Below are 16,080 nucleotides of genomic sequence, written 5' to 3'. Positions count from 1 at the left end.
TTACATGATCATTAAAAAGGAGCGTTCTCAAATGCTGTCAACCATTTCGAAAACCTTTAGCAGACCAAAAGGCTGGCTCGGAAGCATCGCAGGCTTCATTATGGCAAATGAAAATAAAGCATTGAATCAGTGGGCCATCCAGCACTTAGATCTGACAGATAGTGAAAACATTTTGGAAATCGGCTATGGGCCCGGCTACAGCATCAAACATATGCTTAAGCATTATGAAGATCTTCACATTGATGGTCTAGATGCCTCCGCCACCATGCAGGAGCAAGCACAGTCCCGCGTCAGCAAACGGTCAAAAGACAAACAGGTCCGGCTGTATGTAGGGAAAATCGAGAAAACACGCTTGCCCGGAGAGCAGTATGACAAAGTACTGTCTGTCAACAACTTTACGATTTGGGATGATCCAAAGACTGGCCTACTCAACCTTTATCACACGTTGAAACCAGGCGGGAAACTCGTCATTGTGATGCAGCCAAGAGAAAAAAGTGCTGACGCCAGCCGGACAAAAGAGATGGGTGAAAACATATTGAATGACTTACAGTTTGCGGGGTTTGACCATTTTTCTGTTGAGTATGAGGAAATTCGTCCAACACTTGCTGTCTGTGTCACAGCCAAAAAGCCGAGAAGCGAATAAGCTCTCGGCTTTTTTTCTTACCATTTTGCTTCTTTTACAAATTGATAGAACAGCTGATGCAATTTCTGTTCAATCTCTTCCTTTGATCCTTGTCCATAAAGCACCATGCTTTCCTCACTTTCAATGATGGATGAACTGATCAGACTAAACATTTCAGACCCTTCCTTGCCAAGCTTTTGCGGCGCCAGCATCATAAGCATTCGTGACATCATTTGCTGCCCGCCATCCATGCTTTTGACCTCATATGCCTGATCAAGATCATAAATATGAAAGATTGGTTCCTTGATGAATTCATGCTTTAAATGAAAAAGAGCAAACTCGGTACCAGGTATGCCTAAACCGCCTTGCTGTTCACGTTCCAGTAAGCCGCTCGCTACATCATCCGCATGTGTGATAGCTCCTTCTTCTTCAAGCTGACGAAGCAGCTGCCTGATTGTTGCCTCATGCTGCGGCAGCGTCTCTCTATTTTCGATGGTAAAATGGGACAAGATGCTGCGAATCACAGACATGTAATTCGTCACTTTTTCTGCAACCGCCATCATATTAACGGATTCTTGTACCGTTTCTTTGGCAGCTTCTTTCAACCTTTTTTTCTCAATCATATAAGGAATCTTTCGTTTAATATGAGCCTTCACACGCATAGCGTCATCCTCGTTTAGGAGCGGACTGACCATGATGTAATCGATATGGTCATATGGGATCGGAACAGTCGATACAATCATGTCATAGCTTGATGCATCGATTTCTTTTAGCTCCATCAAAGACGATAGATCGAATTCGGCGATTTCTGGCAATTCCTTTTTTAAACGAGAAGCGAGCATTTTGGAGGAACCGATGCCGCTTGAGCAAACGACCAATGCATGAATGTTCGTTTCTTCTTTTTTGATTTCAAGCACTGAGCCAAAGTGAAGCACAATAAAGGCGATTTCATCCTCTGGAAATTCAATCTCTGGGAAGAAACGCTCGACTCCTTCTTCAATCGCCATAAAAAGCAAAAAGTAGTCCTTTTTAATTTGTTGTGTAAGTGGATTATAGATTCTCATCTTTTCCTTTAAACGGTTCATGGCAGGTTCGAGATGAGACACGAGTCCCTCATACAATGAATCATTCTCATTTAAATGATAGCCGGTTTTATTTGAAATAAAATCAATGAGCTTCTTCGTTCTGATCGCTATATCCAGCTCGATCTCATCAATACGGTATTCTGCCCCAAAGCTGCGATTTGCACTGCGCAGGTGGATGGTCATATAACCGACCTCTGCTTCAGGGATCTCCACATTAAACATGCGTTCAAGTGCTCTTGCGATTCGCAGTGATGATTCAAATTCTTTCGTCCGCTTTAGTTCAAGCAGCTCTTCCTCTTCCATTCGAATGGTTTCGCCAAGCTGAATCCGTTCAATGGCATAGGTTAAGTGAACGACAAGCGCAATATAGGCACTATCAGATAAAGAGAGTGACAGTCTATTTTTCAAATGAAAGAGCAGTCTTTCTACCTTAAGCAGCTGCCCTCTGCTGACAACGCCAAACACCTTTTCCGTCGCTTTCGTTCGATGCTTGATATTCATTTCAATTGTTTCTAAAAATAATTGAATATCGAGCCGGTCGACAATCAGGTTGCCGACAATCTTTCGTTTAGCTTCCTCCGGTCCTTTTAATTCAATGCCATACCCGCGTTTTCGGATCAACTGCAAACCGTAAGGAGCGATCCACTCCGTCAGTTCATCTAAGTCATAGCTGATGGTCGCATTTGTTACCTGCAAATCGGCTGCGAGTGTATATAATTTCACCGGTTCCTTTGCTTCAAGCAATGCACAAAGGATTAAGAGCTTCCGTTCGTCAGAGCTATATTCAATTTGATCCTCATTTGACATATGAGCAAGAAGCCGCTGTTTATCCTCCTGTTCACCGACTGCCTTCAAGCCTTTCCCCGGCTGTTTATCTAGTGAAAGATCATAATTCTTTAATATCGGTTTGATCGATTTTAGTTCTCTATGAATGGTTCTTGTACTCACCTGAACAGAATCGGCTATCTCACGAATGGTGACATAACGATTTTGCTGAATGATGTATTTGATGATCTTCTGTTCTCGTGCCGTTATGTACATGAAATGCCTCCCTCTGCAAAAATAGGTCTATTGTCACACCTTAATATAAAACGCTTTCATCAAACGATGCAATCTTAAGTTGATCTGACTTTGGCACAGTGGCTGTGACAAAATTAAAAACAAGGATTCATCAGACGCTTCTCCAAAATGACGGTCCATACTCCTTTTGATGAAATTGAACCTTTTGTTCACGAAAAGGCAGTGTACCCCCAGCTTTTAAAGAATAAGTCGGATTATATATTGGAGAGCCAAAGCAATAATCCATCGTTCCTTCCTCCGGGCGGAAGATGACGGTTCGCATCGTCCCAAACAGCTCCTCATAATTGTGCACAGTCAGACCATCTGGATATTCTGTCTGGAACAGCTTAGCAAGAGAATCACTTGATCGTTGTTCTTCTAAAGCCTCCATTAACATGTCGTATCTGACAATAGAATGATGCTTGGTCATCCCTTTTCCTGTTTGATCAGCAATCGGATGATTTGTGGCTGCAATATAACCTGTCTCCGGTCTTCTGACCATTTTGCGGCCATCAATGATTTCAATCACAGCCGCTTCTCCTTTTCGATCGGCAAGCATGAGGTGAACATTTGAGGCAACGGGCATTTCCTGAATAGAGTGAATGGCTTCCTCAACCGTTCTACAGTTTTCCAGAACAGATCGAATCACATGATACACTTGCAAACCGGCAACTGCTGGAGCCTTTAAACCGGCTTCATTTCCAACCGGCGGACCGCAAGCAGAGAATGTCACAGAAAGACCATGCTCATTCATCCCATCAGATCTGCCAAACAAGAGCAGTGACGAGCCCGTATGACATGCCGAGCCTTTCACATGTGTCGTCACAAGACGCATATCATCAAATATTGGGGAGAAATCATAGTTACGCAGCATGACCGTTTGTTGACCGGCCGCCATATTCCCCTGCCTCACGCAGTGGGAACAGCCTGGCTGAAGATGAGATGAATAGAAAAAGGTCAAATAACGCTCATCTAATTGCAGTTCATCACAAAATCCAGCTATCTCTTCTTCTAACTGAGGAAGATGAGGGCGCATCAGCTGCTTCGTTTCCTTCACAGCCTCTTTTTCTAGCGGTTCTGTTCGAATATATTGTGTCTGTAGCAACGGGTTCTCCTTAAACCAGACAGCCTGCTGTTTTCCCACTTCATAAGCGGTTCCTGTCATTTCATGAAAATATGCACTGATTTCCTCCATGACTGCACACCTCTTTCGACTTCGTTTCTTTTATCATATCGAAACCGTCATTTATTGAAAAGGATGAAAAAAACTGCAACCCCAACGGATTACAGCTGTTTCCAGGATTGTTGAAACAATGCTTTTGCCATTGCTTCATATCCTTTATGGTTCGGATGAAATTGATCAATCGATAAGTAATCTCTTTCATGTCCCTCAAACGCCCGGTACACATCCACAACCTCTACATGCGGATTTGCAGCAAGCAAGCGAAGCTGATGATTGTATTGCTGAAGCCACCGCTCCGCTATTGGTATTTGCGGAAAAGGATTATATAAATTCATGAGATACACGCAATAGGGCTGCTGCCCTCTTTTGATATGAGCGATTTCTTGAATCATCTTGCTAAAATTCGCTTGGCAATGCAAGGTCGCTTGCAGCAATTTCTTTTCATCTTCACCCTCTTCATACTGCTGAACAGCTTGAACAAGGTCATTCCCGCAGCCTGTGATGGTGATGATGTCAGCTGGTGCAATAGCACGCCTCACATCAGATCGTTTGAACAGCTGTAAAATCTGATCCGTCGTTAACCCTGACTTTGCAAATACGGACAGCTCGACTGACGCCTGTGTCTTTTTTTCAAGCATCCATTGATACCGCTCAGCGAAGCCTCCGCCAAATAAACGTGCCCCCACTCCCACTGTTAAGGAATCTCCAATCGCAACATAGGATCGTCCCACTCTTATCCCTCACTCTCTCCTGCCTTCTCTTATATATACGAAATCGGAGAACAGATGCTTGTAGCAGATGGCTTAGGGGCATTCATCTTTTTTTCATGAGACGTCTTTACAAACTCTTTACTTGTGAGATCGACTGTTTTTTTGTTCAATAGGAGTAGGTTTTTATGATGAAATCCGTATCTCCAAGCGTTTCAGAAAAATTTACAAACTTTTTATCTTGATTTCGAGACTTTATACCTTGACTTCAAACTACATTGTGATTACAATGAAAATATCAGTTTTTATGTAACTGTGCTTGTTACATCTTTTTCATAGCATTCCAATATGATTAAAGATGCCACATATTCAGTGTATCTTTGGGATACACTAAAAAAAACACTGAAACAGAAAGGATTGAATGAACATGGCAAAAGTTTTATACATCACTGCACATCCGCATGATGAAACAGTTTCTTACAGTATGGCTACTGCTAAAGCATTTATCGAATCTTATAAGGAAGCAAACCCAAGTGACGAGGTTGTACATATCGATTTGTACAAAGAAAACATCCCTCACATTGATGCAGATGTATTCGCTGGCTGGGGCAAGCTGCAATCAGGTGCTGGCTTCGATACACTTTCAGCTGAAGAGCAAGCGAAAGTTGCTCGCCTAAACGAATTAAGCGATCAATTCGTTTCTGCTGACAAATATGTATTTGTTTCACCACTTTGGAACTTCTCATTCCCACCAGTTCTTAAAGCATACATCGACTCTGTTGCTGTAGCTGGTAAAACATTCAAATACACTGAGCAAGGTCCTGTTGGATTATTAACAGACAAAAAAGCTCTACACATCCAAGCACGTGGCGGATACTACTCTGAAGGTCCTGCTGCTGAACTTGAAGCAGGCCACCGTTACCTTGGTACAATTGCGAGCTTCTTCGGAATTCCTTCCTTCGAAGGTCTTATCGTTGAAGGTCACAATGCTGAACCTGCGAAAGCAGAGCAAATTAAAGCAGATGCGATCGAACGTGCAAAAGCTTTAGGAAAAACTTTCTAATAAACTGAACGCGAAAAGCCAATGATCTTAACGGTCATTGGCTTTTTATTTGTTTAGATGAAAGCCTAACTCTCTAGAGATACCACTCGCGGCTTTTTTGACCTGCTCAATTAAATATGGAAGGCGTTCCTTTTGATAGCCTGCTTCAAACCCTGCAATGCTAATACCTGCTGCGACTTCTCCAAGGTGATTGAAAATAGGGGCTCCAACCGCAGCGGTATAGTTTTCAAGCTCCGAATAGCTTAACGTATAGCCCCTTTCATTTGATTCATCCAGTATGTTTCGAAGAACCTCTTTATCTGTAATAGTCCCGATTCCGATTTTCCCTAGCTCAATCGAATCAATATAAGCGAGTCTCTCGCGCTCTGGTAAAAAGGAGAGAATACTTCTTGCACAAGCACCCGCATATAGGGGAGAGCGCCTGCCGACGGCGGTGTAGAGACGAACAGGCTGCGTCCCTTCGATTTTATCCACGTAAATGGCTTCGTCTCCTTCACGAACGATGAGCTGTACAGCTTCTCCCACTTCATCCCGCAAGCCTTCCATAAATGGTCTTGCAATTCTCCGAATATCAAGGCGGTCCGCCACAAGTTGACCGTATTCAAGAAACATCAGGCCTAAACGATAAACACCTGAATCATGTTTTTCTAATAATCCCATATCGGCTAACGAGCTCGCCATGCGGTGCACAGACGTTTTCGGCATGCCGGAGAGCTCGATCATTTCATTTAACGTTAATTGGTCACGAGCGATAAACAGCCGCAAAATCTCCATTGATTTCACCACGGTTTTATTTGTATTTTGCATGTCCATCCCCTTTTCTAAACGAATGCTTCCAGCTTGATTCTGGCAGCCAGCTCCTTCAATTCTGCTTCTTGCTTAAATAGTGCCTGCTCTGCGGCCTGATGATCGATTCGCTTAAAATACAGATTCGCCCCAGGCATCGCTTGTGCAATGAGCGGCAGATCGACCGTCGCTACTTCTCCAATACGCGGGTATCCGCCTGTTGTTTGCCGATCTGCCAGCAGAATAATCGGCTGGCCGTCAGGAGGAATTTGAATAGAACCAAAGGCAACCGCTTCTGAAATCAATTCAAGCTTTTCTTTTAAATGAACCGGCTCCCCCTTCAAGCGGCAGCCCATGCGATCTGATTGAGGCGTGACTTGGTAAGGCTGTTCGAAAAAGGTGTGTTGAGATATTTCTTGAAAAAAAGAAAGGTGTCTCCCTGGCAGCACCCGAATCACGGGCGATTTCCGCAGCGGCAAAAAATGCGTATGACTTACAGTCCAATCGGGTGCGCTGTACGCCGCCTGTTTCACTTCGCTTTTGAGCCTATCAGACAATCGATCCGCTACGATTGAAGGCTTTCCAATGGACAGGACGTCTCCTTTTTCAAGCGGACGTCCGTTCAGTCCACCTATTCCTGCTCTCACATAGGTGCTTTTGCTCTGCATGACCGGCTCCACATCGAATCCACCTGCCACAGCAAGGTAAGCGCGGCAGCCTCTCTTACAAGGACCAAAGGTGATCGTGCTTCCTGATCGAACAAAGAGCGGCTTCCATAAAGGGGCTGGCTCTTCATCGATGTCGATTTCCACGTCAGCGCCAGTCACTGCAATAAGCTCATCCTTTTGACACGTCAACACAGGACCCGGCCCCATTAAAGTTATTTCCAGTACGGCTTCGTTTTCCTCGTTGCCTGTGAGAATGTTGGCAATTCTAAGTGAGAGCGGGTCCATGCCGCCGCTCGTTAAGACGCCATACTTTTGATAGCCTTTCCGACCTTTATCTTGAATGGTTGTGAACATTCCTGACTTGATGACATGAATACTCAACGTTCTGCCTCCTTCATGCTGAAAAATTCCTTTTCAGACATTTGGACAAATCTGACCTCGTCCCCTGCTCTCAATAGACTTGGGACTTTCTCGTCTGGGTAAAAGAGTGGCAGCGGGGTTTGTCCAATGAGCTGCCAGCCGCCGGGTGTGGAAATGGGGTAAACGCCGGTCTGCTTTCCCGCAATGCCGACAGATCCTTTTGGAATGGACATTCTCGGTGTTTCCCTGCGCGGGGCTGCGATCTTTTCAGACAGCCCGCCTAAAAATGGAAACCCCGGGGCAAATCCAATCATATAAACAAGATACGTCCCTGCGGTGTGAATACGCACGACTTCCTCAGGTGTTAAACGATTGATCCGGGCGACTTCTTCTAAATCAGGTCCCACCTCTCCCCCGTAGCAGACTGGAATATCGACGATGCGGCGCTTCGACTGAACCCCCTCCTGCCATTTCTCTTCAAGAAGTGTTTCAATATAGTTTTTCACCCATTCATACGGAGACAAGTCCTTTTTTTGAAGGTGGGCAGATTGATGAACAGTATAAGGCTCGTAAAAAACAGTCACGTTTGTAAAGGCTTGAACAGCTTCCACATATCCAGCAAATGGATGCTGCTCAATACACGAAAACAGCTGCACAACACGCTCATGAATCTCTTCACATATGTCTGCTCCTGCTTGGATAACGATCGCTGCATCTCCTAGCGGGTGGAAGGTGATAAAATCTTTTATCGTTGAAAATGCCACTTGAGGATCCCTCTCTTTCTAAAGCACACCGAGCTGTTGATCTCTTTGATCTGTGATGAACATATGCCCAGGTGCATGGGTAATCGCAATGTCTGGTTTTGTATGCATGACAATGGCCTGCGGCGTCACACCACATGCCCAAAACACCGGGACTTCTCCTTCTTTGATCAAAGATGGTTCTCCAAAGTCCGGCTGATCCACATTGGCAATTCCAATCATCGCTGGGTCGCCTATATGGATGGGGCCGCCATGAACTGACGGGAATCTAGACGTCACTTGTACACTTCTTGTAATCTGATGCGCCGGAATGGGCCTCATGCTGACAACCATCGGGCCATGAAACACCCCTGCTCTTTCACAAGAGATATTCGTTTGATACATCGGAACGTTATGACCGTTTTCAATATGGCGAACAGGGATATCATTCAGCATGAGCGCATGCTCAAACGTAAAACTGCAACCGATGAGAAAGGCAACCATATCATCCTCCCAATAAGCAGAGATATCTGAAACCTCTTCTTGAAGAATCCCTTTTCGGTAAATACGGTATTTAGGAAAGTCCGTACGAATATCCGCTTGGGGTGCCGACCTTCTCGGCACTGGATCACCCGGCTCCAGTACATCAAGCAAGGGGCATGCAGCCGGATTGCGCTGACAAAACAAAAGAAAGTCAAAGGCAAGTTCCTTTTTAACGATCATTAAATTGGCTTGAGCATATCCCTCTGCTAAACCCGCCGTTGGTCCTGTGATTTCTTTTTTACGAATCAACTCTCTGATCTGTGAAGGCTCATATGTTTGATCAATACTCATTCAAATCAACTCCATAGTTTCGGGATTTCAGTCATAATGGTATATCCGCCCATCAAAGCCATGATGATGACAACCAATGCACCTGACGCTGTCAAAAAGAATGGATGACGGTAATCGCCGACAATTTCTTTCTTATAGGCCGCAACCAGCAAGGTGCCAAGTGCGAGAGGTAAAATCAATGCATTGATGGCCCCAACTAAAACTAATATGTTCACAGGTCGTCCGATCGTAATAAAACAAATAGTAGAGAGGGCAATAAAGCCGATGATAATGCCACGTTGATTTTGCTCAATTTTTGGCGAGAAGGTTTTAAAGAAAGAAACAGATGTGTAAGCCGCTCCAATAACCGATGTAATCGCCGCAGCCCACATAATGATCCCGAACATTTTATATCCAACTTTTCCAGACGCTAACTGGAATACAGAAGCAGGCGGATTCGCTGGATCAATCTGTAAACCCTTTGAGACCACTCCTAGTACGGCTAAAAATAAAGCGACACGCATCACAGATGTAATCAGGATGCCGAAAACAGAGCTTTTTGTCACTTGAGGAAGTGCATCCTTCCCTTTAATTCCAGCATCCAATAGACGATGTCCGCCAGCAAAAACGATATAGCCGCCAACTGTCCCCCCGACAAGTGTCACAATCGATAGAATATCAATTTCTTCTGGGACAAATGTTCTGAGTGCTGCTTCCCCAACGGGCGGCGCTGTTGAAATCGCCACATACAGCATCAGGCCGATCATGACAAAGCCTGCTACCTGTGTGAAACGGTCCATCGCTTTTCCAGCCTCTTTGATCACAAAGATCAGAATGGCAATGACAGCACTGACCCCTGCTCCGTTTCGCGGATCGACTCCGAAGATGACCTGAAAACCGAGACCAGCACCAGCGATATTTCCGATGTTAAAGGCAAGTCCCCCAATGACAATCAAAAAGGCCAGCACATAACCGAGCCCCGGCAGAACCATATTCGCAATATCCTGACCTCGCTTTTCTGACACGGCGATGATGCGCCATACATTCGTTTGTGCAAAAATATCCAACAAAATAGAGATGAGAATGACAAACCCAAAGCTAGCCGCAAGCTGCTGTGTAAAGACAGTCGTTTGTGTTAAAAATCCCGGTCCTATTGCGGACGTCGCCATTAAAAAGGCTGCGCCCATCAGCATAGAACGATTCCCCTTTGGTGCCTTCGTGTGCTTGACTTCCTCTTTTTTCATGCTGTTTCCCCCTTTGATGACGATTTTTATTGAAAGGCTTTGAGATGAATACTCGCTTCTTTTAGTTTTGATGTAATGGTTTTGGCAAATTGAAGCGCATGGCTGCCGTCTCCGTGAATACAGACCGTATCTGCTTTAAGCAAAATATCTTCCCCTTGAACGGTACGAACCTTCCCTTCTCGCACCATACGAACGACCTGCTGAACTGCCCGTTCATCATCTTCAATGAGTGCATGTGGTTCGCGGCGAGATGTCAGCGTCCCGTCTGCTTGATAGGTCCGATCAGAAAATACTTCATGAGCCACTTGAAGGCCAATTCTCTCACCTGCTAACGCAAGTTCACTGCCTGAGAGACCGAATAACACAAGACTTGGATCGACATGATACACAGCCTTTGCAATCGATTCAGATAATTCAGTATTTTTAGCCGCCATGTTGTAAAGGGCGCCGTGCGGCTTGACATGCTGCATCGTGCCGCCTTCTGCCTTGAGAAAGGCTGATAGAGCGCCAATTTGATAGACGACGAGATCATAGGCTTCCTCTGCCGAGATCGCCATTGGACGTCTGCCAAAGCCGACCAAATCTTGCAAACCTGGATGCGCACCAATTTGGACCCCTTTATCCAGCGCCATTCTGACCGTTTTTCTCATGACCGTTGGATCTCCTGCATGAAAACCGCAAGCAATGTTGGCTGACGTGACATATTCAAGAATTTGTTCGTCCGCACCGATTGTGTATTGACCAAAGCTTTCTCCCAAATCACAGTTGATATCCACTTGATACATAGGACCCCTCCTTGTTGTTCCGAATAACGGAATATAAAGTCCGAATATTCGAATTTATATTGATTATATCAATTTTGGATAGATTGCACATGACATTGTCAGAAAACATAACAATAGAACTAGGAGAAAACAAAAAAAGCGAGAGGCAAAGTCCTCTCACTTTTTCTTGTAATGAAATACACCTTATTTAGACAGCACCCAATGTTGGATGGCTTTTGCAACGCCGTGTTCTGTGTTAGGAGCTGTAATCCAATCAGCGGCTTCTTTCACCACTTCTTGCGCATTTCCCATCGCAATTCCTAATCCGGCTTCTTGAATCATGGCCATATCATTTAGGCTGTCGCCAAGTGACATGACATTGTCCATCGTACAGCCAATGCGTTCTGCTACCTTTGCAAGAGCCGCAGCTTTGTTAATCCCTGCCGCATTGACTTCGATATTGGTCGGACTTGAATTTGTGATCTCTAGATGCTCATTTGCTTTCAATGTATTAAGTACTTCCTCACGAACGTCATCATCATGAATATCAAAGCCAAATTTCAACCATTCATGGTCATGAATTCGTTCTGGGAATTCACCTCTCCACACTTTCTCCACAGTGGAAGCCCAGTAATCGGTTTCGAACCTATTTTTTAGATCCCACATCATTTGGACGTGATCAGGATGCAGCAGATCTCGTTCGATCAGTTGGAAGTTTGAATCCCAGATTTCACTTCCATTTGCTGTCACAAGGTAAGAAGACAGCTTAAGCGGCTCAACCAGCTCTCGGCATGTCATCAGCGTCCGCCCTGTGCTAATCACCACATGGACCCCTTTTGCTTCAGCATCTTTAATGGCTTGTTTATTTTCCTCTGGAATGACGTGTTCACTGTTTAACAGCGTGCCATCCATATCAATGGCAATCAATCGGATGTCTTTCTTATCAGCTTGTATGGACAAATTGAGTACCCCACTTTGTATCATTTTTTGTAACTATCTTTATTTTAATATAAAGAGGAAGCTGGCACAAAGGGACGAGTTTGATCCCATAGAAAAAAGACCTTGTTACAGGTCTCTTTGCATTGGCTTAGCGTTCACACGCAATGCCGTCTTTATCACGGTCAAGTCGCATATTTTTTTGGTAAAGTGCTTTTGACACATACGGCTTGTACTTTGTTTTGCCGCCTTTGTTTTTCGTGTTTTTGCTTTTTGCCACGCCTCCTTTATAGACTTTGTTCAGTGCTTTGCAGTTTTTGTAGGACTTGACCGTTTTTGCATCTGCAGTGTGGGTGTCGACTTGTGTAAAGCTTAGTAAAAGACCTAATGACAAGACAGCCACCATGATTTTTTTCAACATGTATGATCCCCCTATTTTTTCTATTTTTACATTTTTATCATATGTCACCACTTTTTGTTTTTCAAGACTATTGCGCTAAAAAAATTGATTTTTTTGGAATAAAATGTGCTTTATCTCCTATGTGGTACAATGAGTGGGAAACCTTTCCGTTTTTGACACGTATATGAAGAGAGGAGTTTTTCACATGAAAATGAAATATACCATTCTATATGTAAACGATGTTGAGGCAAGTATTCATTTCTATCAACATGTACTTGGCTTTCCTATCAAACTCAGGGTTGAATCCTATGTTGAGTTTGACACGGGGGACGTGACATTATCAATTAATTCACGCCAGGATGTCAAAGATGCACTTGGATTACCTGTCCCTGAAGCAAATCAATCCTCTCAAACGTTTGAGATAGGGTTTGTTGTGGATGACGTGGATCAAACCATTGCATCAATGAAGGAAAAAGGGGTTCCGATCATCAAAGAACCTGTAAAGAAACCATGGGGTCAAACCGTCGCTTATGCCGCTGATCCTGATGGGCATTTCATTGAAATATGTGATGCCATCTCCTAATCTTCTTTGAAGGAAGTGAATCAGCATGAGAAAAAAACATGCCTTTATCGCCGGTGTTTGCTCAATGACTGTGATTTGCAGTGCCGCTATTATTTTGCAGCACCATGAGTGGATAGGGTGGATCAGTGGTGGAATCTCTATTATTGGCGTCATGATGTCTGGACTTCTAATGGGGGCTTGGACAAGCGGAGAAGAGACGCGGGCAGCCTATCATTCTGAAACAAAAGAGCACCGCATATGGCGTCTTGATACGGCCTTTCTCATTATGATCTTTGCACTTCCGCACATGGCAGTATCAATCTTTTATGTTTTGATGTAAACACTTGTTAAAAGGAGTTCGTCATATGGCTGTTTTTGTCTTATTCGTTGTATTTGGCTTCCCCATTATTTCCGTGCTGATTGGCATTTTTGGGACAATGCTTTTGAAGAATGTTTGGATGCCGACTTTGATTGTCCTGTTAGCAAGGTCATTCTCATGTACACATACATTGGCGGGAATGAATCCTTTCTCATTTGGGTCATCACCTACACCGTCTTTACGTTTATTGCTGCATGGATTACAAAAGTAGCTCAAGTAAAAAAGAACAGTTTGCACTGTTCTTTTTTTGGTTCATATATCGGCGCACCATAGCTCAATTTCAATTTTCAGCTCAGGCCATCCTAAAGCTGATACATAAGCAACCGTCATTGATGGATAAGCTGTTTTAAAGATCGTATCCCACTGAGGATATAGATGATCCCAGTCGATTTCTTCCGTTGCCCATATATTGACCTTGATGACATGCTCTTCATTCAATCCTTCTGATTCAAGGATTTTTTTAATATTTTCAAATGTATTGGTTACTTGGTCGTTTAAACTTGATGGGACCTGTCCATCGATATCTGTTCCGACTTGACCCGATGTAACAAATAATCCCGCGCCCTTTGGTACTCTTGTGATATGACTATAGCTGCCAACGGGCTTCGGCATACTTTCTGGGTTTTTTCTCGTGATTTTTTCCATGTTATATCCCTCACTCACTTTGATTTTTCTGCTAGATTCTTCCTCATGTAGACAGACTTCACCAATTTCTATCTATTCTAAAAGAAAACAGCAGTGGAGTATCCATAGCCACAAGGTAAGAACATCAATATCTTCTTTTTCATGACCGAAACACTCCTTTTTATTGCGTGAGCAAGGTTTTGATTAACTATATAGTACCTGATACGAGACACACAGTCAAAATGATTTATAGACGATAACGCGCAATGTCTTGATTCAATCTCATGCTTAATTCATTAAGCCTTTCTGCTGCTTTTGCCACATTGGAGATGGCTGTCACTTGTTCATCTGTGGATGCGGTGATCTCTTCGATCGCAGCGGCATTTTCTTGAGAAATATGGGCGGCGCCTTGCATCGCTTTTGTGATGAGATCGTTTTGCTCCAACAATGCATTCAGCTCTTTTGCCATTGCGTCTGTTTCAACGATGGTTTGTGAAATTGACGCAGAGATGGCATTGAATTCATGTTCTGTTGCATGTACCGCTTCATCTAACTCAGCAAAACGATCCATTGTGCTCGACATCATACCGGCTGTTGCCGTCGTTTCTTCTTTAATGCCTTGTACCATTTGCTGAATTTGAACGGCTGATTGCTTTGTCTGCTCAGCTAAATTCCGCACTTCACTCGCCACAACCGAGAAGCCTTTGCCTTGCTCTCCTGCGCGTGCTGCTTCAATGCTTGCATTCAGCGCTAGTAAATTCGTCTCATTTGAAATGCTTTCAATCGTATCAGTGATTTTAGAGATATCCTGTACTTTTATACTTAACTGCTCGATTCCTGTTCTAATACCTTTAGACGCCTGAATTGATTGTTCATTTGATTGTTTTAATTGCTGAACAATTTGCTGGCCCTGCTGCGATGATTGACTCGATTGGTCAGAGATTCGTTTAATTTGATCGCTTTGTTCTTTGACATTTTCGATGGATTGATTGAACTGGGTCATTTGTTGATTGGCTGCATCAAGGTCAGATGCCTGATGAAGCGTTCCGGTCGATATGTCGCCAATGGCTCGGCCAATTTCTTCACTGCTGGCTGAGGTTTCTTCAGATATCGCCGATAAATCTGTCGCTGATTCAACAAGCTGGCTGCTCGTTTCCTGTAGACCGCTCACAAGTGCCCTGAGTTCTCCTGACATATGATTAAAGCCTTTTGCCAGCTGTCCAATTTCATCTGTTGTTTCTTTTAAACTCGTGCGTTCAAGATTCCCCGCCGCAATTTCTTTTGAAGCAGCAGTGACTTGCTTGAGCAGTCTGACTTTTCCTCGAGCAGCTAAATAAAAGACGCCAAGACCGAGAAGAGCGACACCTGCTGTAATGAGCATGATATAGAGCTTCATCTGCTCTAATTCTTTATAAAATTCATCCTGGAAGACGGCGATACCGATACTCCAATTCCATGGCGTGAACTGGCTCATATAGGCAAGCTTTTGCTTTTCTTCGCCGGTGGCATCGTCCTTATCTAGATAGGTCACATAGTGTGTATCCTCGCCTTTTGCATTGGCTCCAGCGACCATTTTTTCACGATTGGTCGTGTTATCTGGAATGACGCCAATGTCGTTGACAGGATGGACTTGAGAGGAATAATCTGCTCCATATGCGACGAGATAGCCTTTATTTTTATAGATAAAATCTGATTTTTGAAATTGGTACCCTTTCCCGTTGTCATTTTTAGGCCCGCTCAAGTAAATACGGGCTTGTTCCTGCGCCTGTTCAAGCGTCAGTTCTTTTTTCTCTACACGATCATTCAACTGTTCAAGTGTGGCCATTGCTCCGCTGACGATGTGCTTTAAATCTGCTTTCCCCGCATCAATTAAGACATGTTTCGCTAACAAATACCCCGTTGTCCCAACAAGTCCGCCGGTTAAGATCGTGATCACGATAATGGCAGACATTAATTGAAAAAAGACACTTCTTGACGCAAACGTTTTCTTTTTCATATACAAATTCCCCCTTACATCATATATCGTCAAGCGGGGAAAACTATTAAAAAAGTCGTAAAAAAATCCCTTTCACTCGTTGGAAAGGG

The 16,080-nt window shown here is 43.9% G+C and carries 18 protein-coding genes; 5 read left to right on the top strand and 13 right to left on the bottom strand.

Annotated features, from left to right (window positions below; genetic code table 11):
* Nucleotides 1-31: 31 nt before the first annotated feature.
* Nucleotides 32-643, top strand: a complete 612-nt coding sequence (locus C6Y01_RS16690; RefSeq protein WP_034664457.1) for a class I SAM-dependent methyltransferase — start codon at nt 32-34, stop codon at nt 641-643.
* 17 nt (nt 644-660) lie between these two features.
* On the opposite strand, the gene C6Y01_RS16685 is transcribed toward C6Y01_RS16690, so the two are convergent.
* The 3 genes from C6Y01_RS16685 to C6Y01_RS16675 form a co-directional block, all read right to left on the bottom strand.
* The gene (locus C6Y01_RS16685; protein ID WP_034664028.1) at nt 661-2,748 is read right to left on the bottom strand and encodes a BglG family transcription antiterminator; all 2,088 of its coding nucleotides are present in this window, start codon (nt 2,746-2,748) and stop codon (nt 661-663) included.
* A gap of 130 nt (nt 2,749-2,878) precedes the next feature.
* Nucleotides 2,879-3,961, bottom strand: a complete 1,083-nt coding sequence (locus C6Y01_RS16680; protein ID WP_034664031.1) for a C45 family autoproteolytic acyltransferase/hydrolase — start codon at nt 3,959-3,961, stop codon at nt 2,879-2,881.
* An 89-nt stretch (nt 3,962-4,050) separates the two neighbouring features.
* Entirely contained in the window at nt 4,051-4,680 is a 630-nt protein-coding gene (locus C6Y01_RS16675; protein ID WP_034664032.1) for a GDSL-type esterase/lipase family protein, read from the bottom strand.
* A gap of 403 nt (nt 4,681-5,083) precedes the next feature.
* Between C6Y01_RS16675 and C6Y01_RS16670 the strand changes: the two genes are divergently transcribed.
* Nucleotides 5,084-5,719: an FMN-dependent NADH-azoreductase gene (locus C6Y01_RS16670; RefSeq protein WP_034283819.1), complete on the top strand. Its 636-nt coding sequence runs from the start codon at nt 5,084-5,086 to the stop codon at nt 5,717-5,719.
* 45 nt (nt 5,720-5,764) lie between these two features.
* Here the strand turns inward: C6Y01_RS16670 and C6Y01_RS16665 are convergent, their stop codons facing one another.
* The 8 genes from C6Y01_RS16665 to C6Y01_RS16630 all read right to left on the bottom strand — a co-directional run bounded on the left by C6Y01_RS16665 (nt 5,765) and on the right by C6Y01_RS16630 (nt 12,451).
* A complete protein-coding gene (locus tag C6Y01_RS16665) occupies nt 5,765-6,526 on the bottom strand; it encodes an IclR family transcriptional regulator (protein WP_034664034.1) in 762 nt (253 codons plus the stop codon).
* A 14-nt stretch (nt 6,527-6,540) separates the two neighbouring features.
* Entirely contained in the window at nt 6,541-7,554 is a 1,014-nt protein-coding gene (locus C6Y01_RS16660; RefSeq protein ID WP_106038529.1) for a 5-oxoprolinase subunit C family protein, read from the bottom strand.
* On the bottom strand, nt 7,551-8,297 hold the full coding sequence (gene pxpB / locus C6Y01_RS16655; protein ID WP_034664039.1) for a 5-oxoprolinase subunit PxpB: 747 nt from the start codon (nt 8,295-8,297) through the stop codon (nt 7,551-7,553). Before pxpB ends, C6Y01_RS16660 begins: the two co-directional genes overlap by 4 nt.
* A gap of 18 nt (nt 8,298-8,315) precedes the next feature.
* Nucleotides 8,316-9,107 carry a putative hydro-lyase gene (locus tag C6Y01_RS16650; protein WP_095285971.1) on the bottom strand — a complete coding sequence of 264 codons (792 nt, stop codon included), beginning with the start codon at nt 9,105-9,107 and terminating at the stop codon, nt 8,316-8,318.
* 5 nt (nt 9,108-9,112) lie between these two features.
* On the bottom strand, nt 9,113-10,330 hold the full coding sequence (locus tag C6Y01_RS16645) for an NRAMP family divalent metal transporter (protein WP_106038528.1): 1,218 nt from the start codon (nt 10,328-10,330) through the stop codon (nt 9,113-9,115).
* A 26-nt stretch (nt 10,331-10,356) separates the two neighbouring features.
* A complete protein-coding gene (locus C6Y01_RS16640; RefSeq protein WP_034664046.1) occupies nt 10,357-11,115 on the bottom strand; it encodes a LamB/YcsF family protein in 759 nt (252 codons plus the stop codon).
* 183 nt (nt 11,116-11,298) lie between these two features.
* Nucleotides 11,299-12,078, bottom strand: a complete 780-nt coding sequence (locus tag C6Y01_RS16635; RefSeq protein WP_370876201.1) for a Cof-type HAD-IIB family hydrolase — start codon at nt 12,076-12,078, stop codon at nt 11,299-11,301.
* Nucleotides 12,079-12,181: 103 nt separating this feature from the next.
* Complete coding sequence (locus tag C6Y01_RS16630; RefSeq protein WP_080769491.1) at nt 12,182-12,451, bottom strand: excalibur calcium-binding domain-containing protein; 270 nt, start codon at nt 12,449-12,451, stop codon at nt 12,182-12,184.
* 184 nt (nt 12,452-12,635) lie between these two features.
* Between C6Y01_RS16630 and C6Y01_RS16625 the strand changes: the two genes are divergently transcribed.
* Genes C6Y01_RS16625 through C6Y01_RS16615 form a run of 3 tightly spaced genes read left to right on the top strand, consistent with a single transcriptional unit; the run spans nt 12,636 to nt 13,582 of the window.
* Nucleotides 12,636-13,013, top strand: coding sequence for a VOC family protein (locus C6Y01_RS16625; protein ID WP_034664051.1), 378 nt, complete (start codon nt 12,636-12,638; stop codon nt 13,011-13,013).
* 25 nt (nt 13,014-13,038) lie between these two features.
* Entirely contained in the window at nt 13,039-13,332 is a 294-nt protein-coding gene (locus C6Y01_RS16620; protein ID WP_106038527.1) for a DUF5316 domain-containing protein, read from the top strand.
* A 25-nt stretch (nt 13,333-13,357) separates the two neighbouring features.
* Nucleotides 13,358-13,582, top strand: a complete 225-nt coding sequence (locus tag C6Y01_RS16615; RefSeq protein WP_392387686.1) for a DUF2651 domain-containing protein — start codon at nt 13,358-13,360, stop codon at nt 13,580-13,582.
* Between the two features lie 41 nt (nt 13,583-13,623).
* Here the strand turns inward: C6Y01_RS16615 and C6Y01_RS16610 are convergent, their stop codons facing one another.
* On the bottom strand, nt 13,624-14,016 hold the full coding sequence (locus C6Y01_RS16610; protein ID WP_034664057.1) for a RidA family protein: 393 nt from the start codon (nt 14,014-14,016) through the stop codon (nt 13,624-13,626).
* A gap of 226 nt (nt 14,017-14,242) precedes the next feature.
* A complete protein-coding gene (locus tag C6Y01_RS16605; protein WP_034664058.1) occupies nt 14,243-15,991 on the bottom strand; it encodes a methyl-accepting chemotaxis protein in 1,749 nt (582 codons plus the stop codon).
* Between the last annotated feature and the right edge of the window lie 89 nt (nt 15,992-16,080).

Source organism: Bacillus sp. NMCC46 (genome assembly GCF_002998465.1).
In the GTDB taxonomy this organism is placed as follows: Bacteria; Bacillota; Bacilli; order Bacillales; family Bacillaceae; genus Bacillus.
Note: the sequence above shows the minus strand (reverse complement) of the source record. Positions and strands in the feature narration are given on the sequence as shown.